The following is a 13,670-nucleotide window of genomic DNA, read 5'->3' on the forward strand; positions in this document are numbered from 1 at the left end:
TTAGCATAGCTAGGGAAACTGGACAGCTGTCTGTCTTAGTTCTCGTAACGGGCAATAATATTTTTGGCGCGCTGAATGACTTGCTCGGCAACATAGGCAGGCTGCTCTACCTTTACTTGATTGCCGAAGCTCAGCAGCATCCCGTAAAAGAATTCATCTACCATCTGCTTGCCCTCTACGCGCACGGATCCGTCCTCCAGCACAGAAACCTGTTCCGGGCGAAAAGCATCCCCCACGCGGTAGCGTACCTGAGGACGGAATAGCAGCGTCACTACGGTTTCGGCATTTTTCGACCATTCCGTATCCCATGCATACCTCTCCAGTGAAGGGGCATCGCGGCGCACGAAACGTTCCTCAAGCAGATCATGCTTCAGCACCCGCGATAAACGAAAAACGCGAAATTGCTCACGCAGCATGCAGTAAGCCTGCACATACCATACATTTCCTTTTAAGATAAGCGCATAAGGCTCGATTATCCGTTCCGTCTCCGAGCCATTCATATTTATGTAGCTTAGCTGCATGCACCGGGTTTCTTCTATAGCTTGTTTAAAGAGATTGACCTTAAGGCGCGCCGCCGGTCCTTGTCCCCAAGGATTAAGATCAAAGACCAGGCTTTCCTCGCTGCTGGCCGCCTGCTGCTTGTCCGATTTATGAAGCAGCGATTTGACCTTTTCATGGAGCTTGGCATAAGCCGTATCATCCAAAGCGGTCCCTATGCCTTTTACGGCAGCTATTAGAGATGAAATTTCCCCTAGGGATAGGTGCTGACGCGATATCGTGTACTGCTCCATAATCTCGAAGCCGCCCGCTGTTCCTTGATGGGCAAAGATTGGAATGCCGGATTGGCTAAGCGTATCCATGTCGCGGTAGATGGTTTTCGTAGAGACCTCAAAACGGTCGGCGAGCTCCTTCGCGCTTATTCTCCCGCGATTAAGAAGAAGCACAGTCATCGCGAGCAAACGATCGATTTTCAGACAAATTCCTTCTTCCTTACCATTTATCCTTACATAAATCTTATTTCGGCAATCGGTCCGCTCTCAACGAAGCCTATATTTTTGTATACTTTGTTCGAGGACGAATTTTTGGTATCCGCATAGAGCATCGGTTCACGGTTCTCTTCCTCCAGAATCAAACAAAGCTCAGCAACGATTGCGCTGGCATAGCCGTTTTTTCGCAGAACCGGCGGAGTATAGACGGCATTAATCCTTCCGTGCCGCGGAGAGCGGTAAGCAATATTGGCCATCGCCACCGGAAGCTCGTCGACGGTCCAGAAATATAAATTCCCTCTCATTACCATTCCTTCCGCAGCCGGAAGCTGGCTGGCAGGAATAACCGATGTTCCGTAGGCGTCCTCGGAAAAGCCGGCCAAAAATTCGGCGACAAGCTCCACATGCCCGCGCTCCGCTCGAATCATTTTCCCCTTCACCTTCAACGGCTTAATCACTTTGGGGCAAGAATAGGTTTCCATCATCATATAAGCATGGTATTTCAGCTGGTTAACCTCTGCGTAGAGCTTAGCGAACTGTTCGGCAATCGGCGGAGAGCCGCATATACCGGGCAGCACCGTTCCTTGATGGTACCCGATTAGCTCCTTCATCAGCATCAGCCTGTGTTCATCCGTAACATCCTCCGACAGCCACAGCCAAGCATTATGTCCCGGCGAGCCGGCGAACAGCATGCGGCCGTCAGGCGTTTTCAACGCGGACGATCCCTCAATCGCGGTTATCAAATGGATTAAATTATATTGCAGCTCATCGCGCATAAATGGAAACTGATTTAAAACATAGTCATCAGCGTGCAGCTTCTCTAGCATATATGTTTCTCCTCCTGCCAGCCGTCAGAGCTCTCGAACAAAGCATGACGCGGCTAACTACTTTGTTCCATCCATTACCCATAAAGCAAGCTGCTGTAACAATCAAGCCATAATCTTTATCCTTATTTTAGCAAAAATTCGACGGTTTGAGGCGGCTATTTGTTTATATCCGCTGACGAAGCAGCCCGGTCACCATCCAAAATCCTGGTTCGTCAAATCGGTATTGGCTCCGATAGCCGCTTTGCTGCCCTCTCCCGCTGCTACAACCAGCTGCGCAGGAACAATAATGGAGGAATCGCCGGCCGCATACACGCCCCTTACGCTGGTTCTGCCATAGTCGTCGGTTATAAAGCCTCCGGCCTGAGTCATGGCGCAGCCGAGCGACTCCCCGAACGCGGCGGCCTGATCCCAGGAAGGCGTGACGAATCCGCCGAAGCGCTTTACCTCGCTGCCATTTTCAAAAACGACCCGGTTAAGCCTGCCGGCCTCGCCTTCCAGAGCTCTGATCCTATGGTGCGCCACTTGAATGCCTCTTTGTCCGAGCATTCCTATCTGCTGCGCGTTTAGGCTGCCTTTCCCATTCGTGCAAACGAGCACATCCTTGCTCCAGTTATAGACGATTTTGGCCAATTGGAACAGATTCGAGCCCTCCGATATGACCGCCAGCGGTTGATCGCGCAGCTCCCAGCCGTCACAGTAAGGGCAGCTGAACAAGCTTTTACCGTAAAACTTTTGAATGCCGGGGATGCTGGGCAATGACTCCTTCAGTCCGGCTGCCAAAATAACGGTACGGGCCAAATAGGTGACCCCGTTGCTCGTCGTCACCTGAAAACCCGTCTCACTATGCCTAATCTCGGTGACTTTATCCGGCTTGATGGTCACCGACGGATAATTCGCAATATCTTTATGGGCTAATCTGCGCAGCTCGCCCGGTCCAATGCCGTCTCTCGTAATAAAGCCGTGGGACTCGCGGGTGACCGCGTTTCTAGGCTTGTTGTTGTCAAATACAATAACATCCCTCCGCGACCTGCCAAGCACAAGCGCAGCGTTTAAGCCCGCCGGCCCGCCGCCGATAATGGCACAATCCAGCCTCATATGGTTCGCTCCTCTATCCCGGTAAGTTGGAAAGCTTATCCCTTCTTCTGCTTAAAAAAAGGATTGCTTATCCTTATTCGGCCATTCGGGGAAGGATGCATCGAATTGACGCGATCCTTCCGCTATAAATCAGAATAATAATTGTCGAACCATAAGGTATTTTGAACCATTTTAATAGTACATTTTGGGAAGTCATGCTAAGATAAAAGTACTACATTATAAGCACGGATCACATGCAATTATGACTTTTTTGTTCAGGCAGGCTTTTACATTCAGGAGGGGTCCCACTTGGCGAACAGTCCACTACAGAAGAAGGCTTCTTCTTCCCGCGAATCCATTAAATCAACACCAGGCCAACCCTCCGTTACGTCAGAGCGCCCCCCCAGCGCCGCGGCTCCTTCCAATGTGCTTCAACTGCAGCGGACCGCAGGCAGCCGGAGGCTCCCAGGCGATTATCAGCTGGCTGAAATCGGAAGCCTCCAAGGATAAGAAATCCGACTTGTTCAGCTTCTTCGAAGGACTAAGTACGATGGAACAAAAAATTGCCGCAAACCTATTTGCCGGAGGCAGCGGCGCTCCCTCTTTAAGCAAGGCCAAAAAGCACATTACCGGCTTTACCGGACGAAGCGTCGATTGGGACAAGTTCTCCACGATTGTGCGTACGGTCAAGGGTAACAAAACCAAGAATTACAACGAAGACCAAGACCGGGATTACGTCACCTATGCAACAACAGCCGCCGCTGCTTCCGTGGGCGCCTCAAGCGCAGCGGCTACAGGCGTCAGCGAGGCCCAGAACCTTGCGACAAGCTCGACCAACGCAGGGGCGCTCGGCGCTGTCACCGATATTGGCCCTGCATCCGCGATGCTTAGCGGCGTCACGGCAGGCATGCAAATCTATAACGCTGCTCAAAATCATGAGGAAGCGTTAAGCACGCATGATAAATATCAAAATATCGGCGCCGAAGGCGGAGCAGGCGTTGCCGATCTCGCCCGCTTCGGCGCAACCAGCGTCGTCAATACGCAGACATTCATGGGCGCCGCAGTCAGTACTGGTGCTACTGCGGCAGCAGGCGCTGCCGGCGTGGTCGGCGGGGCAGCCTATCTTGCCGGCGGCGTAGCCGGCGTTTACACGCACGGCAAACGCAAAAACAATCTCGAGAAGCTGGAGAAAGAAACGGCAGGCAAGGACGAAAAACTTAACCTGGCGGCTAACATCGGTGCCAGCACGCAAGAAATCAACCGCAAGAAAAGCGCGGCTACCGCGCTTAAAGGCGCAGCCATGATTGTCGGCGGCGGACTTCTGCTTGCCAGCGCCGCCACGCCTGTCGGCTGGTTATTGCTTGGCGTTGCAGGCGCTATCGGCGGTATTGCCGCCATTTATAAATTTTATAAGAAACGTACGCGCAAAGAAGAGATCGTTGACCGTTTTCTTGGGTTGGATAAGAAAGTTTCCGAGCTTCAAGCGGCAGATCCGCAGGCCAAACCCGACAAATCCGTCATTCGTAGCAGCCTGCTTCAGCAAAACGGCTTCAACTCCGTTGGCCAGTGCTACAGCCAGATCATTACCGATCTCGCGCATACCGTATACAAGAAAGGTGTCCTAGAATCCGATCCGCAGTATATCACCCTAATCAAAAATATCGGCTTAACGCCTGACGCGAAGAAGAAGACGCCAAAAATCGAACTGATTGCGAAAAAGCTGCACACTTAAATGCAGCCGGGAGGTATGTATGACAAATTTTTCTACCGGTCCAGACCGACTGCTCCGATTGCTCGAGACCGATTATAACGCCGAAGGGTTTTCGACCGGCTGGGCGGAGCCTACGTCCGAGGATCCGTTCCGCTCGCTCATTGTCCGGTTTGACGGCATTGGCGAGGAAGCGCGCGTCATGCAGCTGGAGCTGGGCTTTCTTCCGAATATGGAGGACGCCGAAGCTGCGGGCATTTGTATCTTGCAGGCCTTTGTTACGATTGCCGAGGGGGTTTCACCTGTATACTGCGGAGAGCTTCTCCGCCTGGCGGCAAAGCTGAACACGATGCTGCCGCTTGGCGCGTTTGGTTTCTTCGAGGATACGGGTGTGGTTTATTTCAAGCATAACTCGCTCCTTCTGTTAGGCAACGAGGCCGCGGCCAACATCAAAGCCATCGATACGCAAAATGGGCTTATTCTGCATCTTCACCAGCTTTATATGGAAGCATTTCTCAAGGTTGCAGCCGGACAGGCCACCGCCGATGAAATACTGGAAATGCTCCCGCTTTAAGGCACGGAACGAGAAAAATAACAGCAGCAGAACATTAATATCTTCTCACTTACGTATCCGCCAATCGACAATTTTCTGCTCGGATTGTATAATTCTGTTGTTCCTTCAATAAATAACGGTGGTGACGAATATTTTATACGCATTCTCTCTCCTAGTTTCCTTTGCGATCGTTTATTTCTTGATACCGCCGTTCGGAAGACTAGCCTTCCGCCTTGATTTTGTGGACAAGCCGCGCAAGGACGTTGAACGCAAGCTTCATCGGGAGCCGATTCCGCTCACGGCAAGCTATGTCATCTTTATAGGTTTTTTCCTTACGTATTTGCTTGTGACCAGAGACTTCTCCATGCAGACCGGCGCTATTTTTGCAGGGGGCGTACTGCTGCTCATCATAGGCACGGTCGATGATTGGTATAAGACGAAGGGCAAGGATTTTCCTTCGCTTCCCAAATTTGTCGTGCAAATATCGGCTGCGGTGCTTGTCTATGCCTCCGGCATTTCCTTTACCGGCTTCTACAACCCGCTCTCAGGCGAATATGTTCTGCTTCCGGTTATTTTGCAATTTTCGCTTACAATTTTATGGATATTCGGCGTTACGACGGTCATTAACTTCTCCGATGGCATGGATGGGCTGGCTGGCGGATTGTCCGCGATTTCGGCCGTTACGCTCTTCGTTGTTGCCCTTGCAAAGGGTCAATCCAATTCCGCCATCATGGCCATTATTCTGGTCGGGGTTACCATTGCCTATTTACGTTACAACAAGCCGCCGGCCAAAATATTCATGGGCGACGCCGGAGCTACCTTCCTCGGGTTCATTCTCGCGGTTATCGCACTGGACGGCGCGTTTAAGCAAGCAACCGTCATGTCGCTGTTCATTCCGATTTTGGCGCTGGGCGTTCCGATCTTCGATAACTTGTTCGTCGTGGCAAGACGGATGCTGCAGGGCAAAGCCATTTATCAGGCAGATGCCAGCCAAGCGCATTACCGCCTGCTCCGCGCGGGCTTAAACCATAAGCAGGTCGTTATGTTTCTCTGCTTAATCAGCACTTGTTTATGCTTATCTTCGATTATTTTGCTGCTCGTACAGATTTAATGATGGAACCGGGACTCGGCGTCTCGGTTCTTTTTGTTTTGCCTGCCTGTCAAAGATCAAAGCTATCGGTTGGCCTATGGACAGCCTCTTCATTAGGAGCTGCTTTTAATCTGATCCATAAAAAGACAAGACCGCAGGCCAGCTCCACTGCCCGTAATACGAATCTGCGGCGTCGATCCCCTTAATCCATTCCCCCGCATGGCGCCCATTTTCATCTCCCAGCATGACGTCTGCCTCAGCTTGACCGTATTTCACCCAAGCCAGCATCGAATGCAGCGCAATGGGATTGTACGCACCATGCTTTTTAGAAGGCTTCGTGATTTGCTTCTGCTTGCCGTTCTCCAGCTCCACTCTTACTAAATAAGGATAAGGAAGCTCGGACTGACCGCTTTCCTCCCTTGACTCGACTGCTCTCGACACGACTACATGCTCCATATCCTGCCATGCCAAAGCTTGATCGACAAAGCCCTTAGGCGTATAAGCTGCCCCTTTTTCCGTGGTCACTGCCAGCACCTTCAGCTGCTTATTGCGGGCTGCCTCGCGTCCGACACCGGCAATATAGGCCAGGCGGTCGCCGCGGGCTGCCCATTCAAACCATCGCGCGTTATTCACCATCTCATCCAGTGTTCGAAATACGACGCCGTCCACCGTAACTACGCACAGAGTATTGCTATCAGCCGATAAAGAAGCCGTCGGCGTAGCCAGAAAGGCAATCCAACGGCCGTCCGCAGACCATTTGAACACACTCGTTCCGACAGCAAAAAAGTCATCGGACTGCTTGGGCAGCACATGAACCGTTATATATTGGCTGGGATCTCCGAGCACATTCAACGGTATACGGTATAAACTGACCGGTGTCCAGCCGTCTGGCAGCAGCTCCGGCTGCGAGGACGCAAAGAAGCCGCCGCCGCTTGGCAGCCATGAGTAATTGCCGATCCCATTCGCTGTGCCAAGCGGTGTATCAGGGTTTCTTGGATCGACATACTGCAGCATGCCATTCATAAGAAATGCCAGCTTCGCTCCGCTCGGCGACCATTGGAAATTTGATCCTCCGTCCGGATGAACAAGACGGCTTTCAGCCGTCTGAAGCTCCAGCACCCAAAGCTCCTTCTCAAATTCTCCTTTCGTAAAGGCGAGCCATTTTCCGTCGTAAGACCATCTCGGATTCCGGATAAAGGGCCCGCTCGCCAGTTTTTTCTCTTGGTTGTTTTGCTTTACCCAAAGATCGCCGTTACGCACAAAAGCAGCCATAAGGTCCCTTTCTCCCTTTACTGCCGCTGCATCTTCTGTTCCTCCCGCCGTCCAAATTAAAGCTAACAATAATAAGACTAATCCTACTTTTACAGCTTTCACGGGTGCCTTCCTCCTCCAAAAAATCACATTAAGGTTACCGTTCCCTTCGGCTGTCGATTCATACTTCTTTTCGCTTGCAGCCTTCAAGATTGTTGTTTCCGGTGTGCTGCCGATTTGATACCGGATTGAAACCCGTTTGTAACTGTTCTGTTACGAATTCACCTGGAATTCACTCTATAATTGCTATTACAACGATTTATCATCCAGAGGGGCTGAACATCATTTTTTCCATCCGTATCCGCAATAACCGCTGCTTATCTCGCGTACTTCGTCTAACCCGCCATGCCGCAAGTCTCCCCATCCCGTTTTGCGAAGGAGGAGTACGCCATGCCTAAACCAATCGGTAACAGCGGCCGATACATGCCAGGGCTCGATGGCCTGCGCGCAATTGCCGTTCTCGCTGTGATCGCCTATCATTTAAACCTCAAAGCCGTGCCGGGCGGTTTGCTTGGCGTAAGCATGTTTTTTGTCCTCTCTGGCTATCTCATCACCGATATTTTGCTTAAACAGCTGGGCCAAAAAAAGACGATTGATTTAAAAACATTTATTATCCGCCGCGCTAGGCGGCTTCTGCCAGCCATGTTCCTCATGATTGCCGTAGTTTCCTTATGGCTTTTGATTAGCGATTCCGAAAGGCTCCTTTCCCTAAAAGGAGATATCGGATCAGCTTTACTCTATATAAGCAACTGGTGGCTTATTTTTCATGAAGTCTCCTATTTCGAAAGCTTCGGTCCCGCGTCCCCGTTCGGGCATCTATGGTCGCTGGCGGTCGAAGAACAATTTTATCTCGTTTGGCCGCTGGTATTGATCGCCGTCATCCGCTTCGTTCCGAAACGCGGCATGCTCGCTTTATGGACGCTTGCGGCAGCCGCAATCTCTGCAGGCGCCATGGCGCTGCTCTATCAGCCCGGCATGGATCCAAGCCGGGTTTACTACGGCACGGATACGAGAGCTTTCGCACTTCTCATCGGCGCGGCGCTTGCTGTCGTCTGGCCGAGCTGGAAGCTTTCCGCGTCAATTACCGTACGCGGCCGCCTCCTTTTAGATACCGTGGGAACGGCCGGTCTAGTCATTATTTTGTTTATGATTGGACAAGCCGCCGAATACGACGCATCGCTCTATCGCGGCGGCATGGTGCTGCTCGCAATAGCTACGGCGGCCGTCGTTGCTGCGATGGCGCATCCTGCAAGCAGGATTGCACAAATCATCGGCAGCAAAGCTCTTGCATGGGTCGGCGTCCGCTCCTATGGCATTTACTTGTACCATTATCCGATTATCGTGCTGACTACGCCGGCGGCAGAGAGCGGAGAGCTTCATCCCGTACGTGCTCTGCTTCAAGTCGTCCTTACCTTTATTCTTGCAGAGCTATCCTGGCGGTTTGTGGAGGAGCCGATTCGGCATGGCGCGCTGGGCAAGCTATTCGCCTTACTGAAGAAACAAGCTTCCCTGCTCCATCTGCCGCAATTGCGCAAATCATCGACTTATTTCGCAGGCATCGTGCTGATCGTATCCTGCGTGTCCTGCACGAGCAGCGTCGATTTGCAATCGGCAAACGGCAACGGTAGCGCAGCCGGCACACCGGCGCCCGACCTTTCCCATGAAGCAGCTGCAAAACCTAATACAGTTGATGCCAGCCAAGTTGGAATGCCAGCCAAGCCCGTAACGTCTGTGCAGGAAACAACGCCTCCGAAGCAAGCACCTAAGCCGACGCCAGAAAATCCGGCTGTATCTGCTGGAAATCCAACGGAAAAACCGGATAACGGCATGAACGGCGGCAGCAAGCACCCGGATAAAGATAACGGAAAAGCAGCGGCCGGCGAGAGCGTTACCGATACGACGGTTAAGGAAACTACCGGCAGCGACAGCAGCACCGCAACGCCTTCCCCGGATATAAAGCCAGAAACAACCGATCATCCAAATAGAATTACAGCCATTGGCGACTCCGTTCTGCTGGATGCAGGTCCCTTTCTTGAAAAATGGCTGCCTGGCATCCAAATTGACGGCAAAGTTGGCAGACAGTTCTCTGAAGCAGCGGCGATCATCGAAGAGCTAAAAAAGAGCGGCAAGCTTGGAGAGACGGTCATCATTGAGCTTGGCACGAACGGCGCCTTCACTGTGAAACAGATGAATGAGCTGCTGGAGGCGATCGGTGAAGACCGCGAGATCGTTATGGTGAATACACGCGTTCCGCGCAAATGGCAGGATACCGTAAATAAATTGCTCGCCGAAACAGCCGAAAGCCATAACCATGTGTCTGTCGTGGATTGGTATTCCGCTAGCAAGGGAAATGAAGATTTTTTCTCCAAGGACGGCGTACACTTGAAGATTCATGGCGCGGAGTTTTATGCGGATATGCTGGTTGATGCCCTAGCCATTTCAGAGTAAATTTAGTTAACGGGAGATTTTCCCGCTAACCGGAAGCGTCCACCTACCGAAGACGCGTGCTTCATGCAACGGGAAGCGGTAGCTGCAGTAACATTCTCTGCTAAAAGAAAAAGGAGCAGTTGACCACGTTCATACCGTGTTCAACTGCTCCTTTCTTATTTGCCTACCCGAAGCTCGAGCAGCCTCGCGCTTCTCACATCCTGCAAGCTAACCTCCAGCACGCCTTCCGCTTCATGCCATATTATTTCGGTGCCATATGCTTCTGCAGGATAGGCGCACCGCGTCTGCAGCTGCTGCCCCTTCCATCTAGCTAAAGGAAGCTTTACCGTAGAGGAGCTTCCCTTTATGCGCCACACGGCCAAATAAATGCGGTCCTCCTGTCGCAGTCCATAGCTAATCCAGTCATCCTGCTGCGTCGGGAGCCCGATTGGCCAGAACGGCATCGCCGAAGAAATATCGCCGCGAATGGTTTTATAGTAATCCAAAGCTTCTTTGACGAGTTCCCTGCGCCGCGGGCTGAGCTCCGCCAAATGGCCGCTCTGGTGAACCCTGAGCAAAAGGGCATTGACCATATTGAAAATAACTTCCTCATCGTCGCCTTCGCGCAGCGGATAGGACCAAATCGCCGATTGCTCCGGGGTTAATGCCGCCGGCGAGCTCGCTGCGATCGCCGCGTATTTCACGTAATCCTCTTGGTCGCTCGTCGATTGAATGCTGTGCCGGCTTAGCATCGCATAATCCATGCGCATGCCGCCGCTAGAGCAGTTCTCAATGACCAGGTTCGGATACTTGGCGAACGTTTTGTCGAGCCACCTTAAATACGCGCGGTTATGCTGAAGCAGCCCATCCCCATAGCTGTCGGCCCCGCTTTCCGTTCCGATACCGGCATTGATGTTGTAATCCATCTTGATGTAGCCGACGCCATAATCCTCGACCAAACGGCGGATGACCTCATCCGCATGGGCAATGACCTTCGGATTGCGATAGTCGAGCTGGTAGCGGCTGCGATCCTTAACCCGCTTGCCGTGGCGCATGAAAAACCAGCTGTCGTCGGTCTCCGCCAGCTTAGGGCTGTTGATGCCCATCACTTCGAGCTCCAGCCATAGGCCTGGAATCAAGCCTTTCCCGCGGATGTAATCAAGCACATACTTGATGCCCTCCGGGAATCTCTCCTCCGAAGGCAACCACTCGCCGACGCCGTCCCACCATTCGCCCGGGGCATACCAGCCCGCGTCGATACAGAAATATTCGCAGCCTACTTCGGCTGCCGCATCAATAAGCGGGAGCAGCTTTGCCGTGGTAGGGGCACCCCAAAGGCAGTTCATATAATCATTGAATATAACCCGCAGCAGCTGGTTATCCTCATTCGGTCTCCGAATCAATCTGCGATACGCCGTCAGCTGCCCGATCGACTCTTCGAAGCCGCCTTCAACCGAACCGATGGCCAGAGGCACCGAGACAAATTCCTCGCCTGGCGCAAGCTTCAGCCACCAATGGTTGTCATGCTCTGTCGGACCGCTGATTAGCACGGTCAGCAAATCCGATTGTTCAATGATTTCCCAGTGCCAGGAACCGTTATGCTCGATTTGCCAGAACAAGCTGGTCCCTGCTTCCTCATTTTGCAGAACGGCCATCGGAATATGCTCCGCCGCTGACCAGGAGCCGGTATTGCTGCACGATACGCGTTTGGAGCCGCGGTCCATCAAATGCGACATGCCCAGCTCAGGCAGCTTGTAAGAGCGCCATTGCAGCTCGCTTTGCCAGCCGTTATGCGCCAAATGAAGCCTCATTTTTTCATCGCGGTCCTGTTCTCCTTCCTTATCGAGCCCGGTTAGCGCAAACGAGGACACATATTCCACCTCTGCAGCCGCCGCTCCCTCATTCCTCAGCACCGTCCAGCTGCGAACCGTCTGCACGCCGTCATAGAACTGGAAATGTTGTACGGCCTTCAGCCCCGTGACTTCATCCCGCAGTACAAGCTCAAGCTTGCGTCCCGCTTCATTCCTTGTATCCTCATGCGATACATATACCATTCGCAATCCGGGATAAGAAGCACGATGCGTACGCCCATGGTACTCCGCCCGGTCCTCGCCCGTTAATTGCAGCTCCAGCAGCCGAAAGCCCGGCTTTTGCTTCTCCCGTATGCTGTCCTTAGCCAAAGGTGTTGCGCCAAAATGAAGAAACAGCACATCTCCGCTGCTTGTAATTTCAAACTGCAGGTGCAGCTCGTTTTCTGCGATTTCAATAAGTTTGCTCACCGCGTATCCCCATCCTTCACTTCCATTTTACCTGCCCTAAAAACAACTTAACTCAGCACTGTAAAAGTGCTGAGTTAAGAAATTGCCTATTGATTGGCTTACTCTGCGGAACCGAATTGAATCCAAGCTTTTTGAATTTCGTCAATGGCTTGATCTTTCGTTTTGCTGCCGCCGATGTAAGCTTGCATCAACTCACCAAACTTTTGGTGGAACGTATCTAGGGAGTAGTTAACCGACAAATCGCCGGATTTTTCTGTTTTCAAGATCTCTTCCATTTGTTTCGGCATATCCAGCTCAGGAAGCGGAGCATCCTTGATTGGAGGAATAACCTTCGCTACGTTGGAGAACCAGCTTTTGCCGTAATCGGAAGTGTACAGCCAGTTGAAGAACGCAATCGTTTCATTAACTACTTTAGAATCTTTGTTAATGCGAAGCGCTTGATCCGCACCCGTTACAAGCAGCGTTTGCTCTGCTTTTTCGCTTACAGGGTAACCCACGATGCCAAGCTCAAAGTCTGGCGTAATTTTTTTGATCGCTTCTTCATCCCAAGCGCCTTTACCTGTCATGAATGCTGCTTTGCCCGAAGCAAAGTCGCTTACCCCAGCATTGCTGTCGCGCTCAAGAGGCTTGTTTGTGCCATGCTTCACTGTCGTATCGATAAAGCTGAAGAAGTTGTCTTTCAACACAGGATGATCATTAAACGTAGTTTCGCCGGCAATAAACTTGCCAACCAATTCTTTTGGCGTAATGCCTGCATCTTCAGCAGCCGCGTTCACGAAGTTTTGGAAAATATGCTTCCATACCCACCACTCTTTATAAGCGTTGGCAAATGGCGTGATGCCTTTTGCTTCCAGCTTCGCGATTGCATCTTCCATTTGGGAAGTTGTTTTTGGCACTTCGGTAATGCCCGCATCAGCAAGCAGCTTTTTGTTGTAAACCATGTTCATCAGGTTGCCTTTGACAGGGAAGCCAAGCACCTTGCCGTCTTTGGAGCTCATGTTGATTTTGACGGAATCGGTCATTGCAGCCGCAAGCGGCTCGTTAGTCAAATCCGCGCTGTATTCTGCAAAAGTATCGATATCCCCGCCCGCAGTCGTTTGGAACACGTCCGGCGTGCTGCCTGCAGCGATTTTCGATTTTAGAACCGTGTTATAGTCGGCTTGCATAATTTCAAGATTGATTGTCACGTTCGGTTTTACTTTTTTGTATTCTGCGATGTATGCATTGAAAGCATCTGTGTATTCAGGAGAGGCAGTAAACATGTTGATAGTGACCGGCTTGTCGGAGGCTTCCGTATTTTCACCGGTATTTGCACCCTCGTTGTTAGTCGTATTGTTTGTGTTGCCGCCGCAAGCAGCCAGTATTCCGATAATCAGCACTAGGCTGACGGACAGTGCCAGAAATCTTTTAAACAT

At 51.7% G+C, this 13,670-nt stretch carries 11 protein-coding genes; 5 read left to right on the forward strand and 6 right to left on the reverse strand.

The window, feature by feature from the left end; genetic code table 11:
• Positions 1-35 precede the first annotated feature (35 nt).
• The 3 genes from ACN6MW_RS13045 to ACN6MW_RS13055 all read right to left on the reverse strand — a co-directional run bounded on the left by ACN6MW_RS13045 (position 36) and on the right by ACN6MW_RS13055 (position 2,908).
• On the reverse strand, positions 36-950 hold the full coding sequence (locus ACN6MW_RS13045; RefSeq protein ID WP_419875780.1) for a helix-turn-helix transcriptional regulator: 915 nt from the start codon (positions 948-950) through the stop codon (positions 36-38).
• A gap of 53 nt (positions 951-1,003) precedes the next feature.
• The gene (locus ACN6MW_RS13050; RefSeq protein ID WP_419875781.1) at positions 1,004-1,813 is read right to left on the reverse strand and encodes a GNAT family N-acetyltransferase; all 810 of its coding nucleotides are present in this window, start codon (positions 1,811-1,813) and stop codon (positions 1,004-1,006) included.
• A 189-nt stretch (positions 1,814-2,002) separates the two neighbouring features.
• A complete protein-coding gene (locus ACN6MW_RS13055; RefSeq protein WP_419875782.1) occupies positions 2,003-2,908 on the reverse strand; it encodes an NAD(P)/FAD-dependent oxidoreductase in 906 nt (301 codons plus the stop codon).
• Positions 2,909-3,196: 288 nt separating this feature from the next.
• On the opposite strand from ACN6MW_RS13055, the gene ACN6MW_RS13060 reads away from it, so the two are divergent.
• From ACN6MW_RS13060 to ACN6MW_RS13075, 4 genes are all read left to right on the forward strand, one after another.
• Complete coding sequence (locus tag ACN6MW_RS13060) at positions 3,197-3,397, forward strand: hypothetical protein (protein ID WP_419875783.1); 201 nt, start codon at positions 3,197-3,199, stop codon at positions 3,395-3,397.
• A 40-nt stretch (positions 3,398-3,437) separates the two neighbouring features.
• A complete protein-coding gene (locus ACN6MW_RS13065; RefSeq protein WP_419875784.1) occupies positions 3,438-4,619 on the forward strand; it encodes a hypothetical protein in 1,182 nt (393 codons plus the stop codon).
• A 19-nt stretch (positions 4,620-4,638) separates the two neighbouring features.
• Positions 4,639-5,169: a hypothetical protein gene (locus ACN6MW_RS13070; RefSeq protein ID WP_419875785.1), complete on the forward strand. Its 531-nt coding sequence runs from the start codon at positions 4,639-4,641 to the stop codon at positions 5,167-5,169.
• Positions 5,170-5,290: 121 nt separating this feature from the next.
• Positions 5,291-6,259, forward strand: a complete 969-nt coding sequence (locus ACN6MW_RS13075) for an MraY family glycosyltransferase (protein ID WP_419875786.1) — start codon at positions 5,291-5,293, stop codon at positions 6,257-6,259.
• Positions 6,260-6,364: 105 nt separating this feature from the next.
• Here ACN6MW_RS13075 and ACN6MW_RS13080 read toward each other — a convergent pair whose 3' ends face one another.
• Positions 6,365-7,612 carry a hypothetical protein gene (locus ACN6MW_RS13080; RefSeq protein ID WP_419875787.1) on the reverse strand — a complete coding sequence of 416 codons (1,248 nt, stop codon included), beginning with the start codon at positions 7,610-7,612 and terminating at the stop codon, positions 6,365-6,367.
• Positions 7,613-7,939: 327 nt separating this feature from the next.
• Between ACN6MW_RS13080 and ACN6MW_RS13085 the strand changes: the two genes are divergently transcribed.
• The gene (locus ACN6MW_RS13085; protein WP_419875788.1) at positions 7,940-9,997 is read left to right on the forward strand and encodes an acyltransferase family protein; all 2,058 of its coding nucleotides are present in this window, start codon (positions 7,940-7,942) and stop codon (positions 9,995-9,997) included.
• A 155-nt stretch (positions 9,998-10,152) separates the two neighbouring features.
• Here ACN6MW_RS13085 and ACN6MW_RS13090 read toward each other — a convergent pair whose 3' ends face one another.
• Together ACN6MW_RS13090 and ACN6MW_RS13095 are read right to left on the reverse strand one after the other, a co-directional pair.
• Complete coding sequence (locus ACN6MW_RS13090; protein ID WP_419875789.1) at positions 10,153-12,255, reverse strand: glycoside hydrolase family 36 protein; 2,103 nt, start codon at positions 12,253-12,255, stop codon at positions 10,153-10,155.
• 98 nt (positions 12,256-12,353) lie between these two features.
• Positions 12,354-13,670 (reverse strand): ABC transporter substrate-binding protein, encoded by a 1,317-nt coding sequence (locus tag ACN6MW_RS13095; protein WP_419875790.1) that lies wholly within the window; start codon positions 13,668-13,670, stop codon positions 12,354-12,356.

The organism is Pristimantibacillus sp. PTI5 (assembly GCF_048572955.1).
Lineage (GTDB): Bacteria > Bacillota > Bacilli > Paenibacillales > Paenibacillaceae > Pristimantibacillus.

What these genes read in the sequence shown, in the direction of transcription:
- ACN6MW_RS13045 (WP_419875780.1), bottom strand. Translation starts at nt 950, where the DNA reads ATGACTGTGCTTCTTCTTAATCGCGGGAGAATAAGCGCGAAGGAGCTC.
- ACN6MW_RS13070 (WP_419875785.1), top strand. Translation starts at nt 4,639, where the DNA reads ATGACAAATTTTTCTACCGGTCCAGACCGACTGCTCCGATTGCTCGAG.
- ACN6MW_RS13065 (WP_419875784.1), top strand. Translation starts at nt 3,438, where the DNA reads ATGGAACAAAAAATTGCCGCAAACCTATTTGCCGGAGGCAGCGGCGCT.
- ACN6MW_RS13095 (WP_419875790.1), bottom strand. Translation starts at nt 13,670, where the DNA reads ATGTTTAAAAGATTTCTGGCACTGTCCGTCAGCCTAGTGCTGATTATC.
- ACN6MW_RS13050 (WP_419875781.1), bottom strand. Translation starts at nt 1,813, where the DNA reads ATGCTAGAGAAGCTGCACGCTGATGACTATGTTTTAAATCAGTTTCCA.
- ACN6MW_RS13055 (WP_419875782.1), bottom strand. Translation starts at nt 2,908, where the DNA reads ATGAGGCTGGATTGTGCCATTATCGGCGGCGGGCCGGCGGGCTTAAAC.
- ACN6MW_RS13085 (WP_419875788.1), top strand. Translation starts at nt 7,940, where the DNA reads ATGCCTAAACCAATCGGTAACAGCGGCCGATACATGCCAGGGCTCGAT.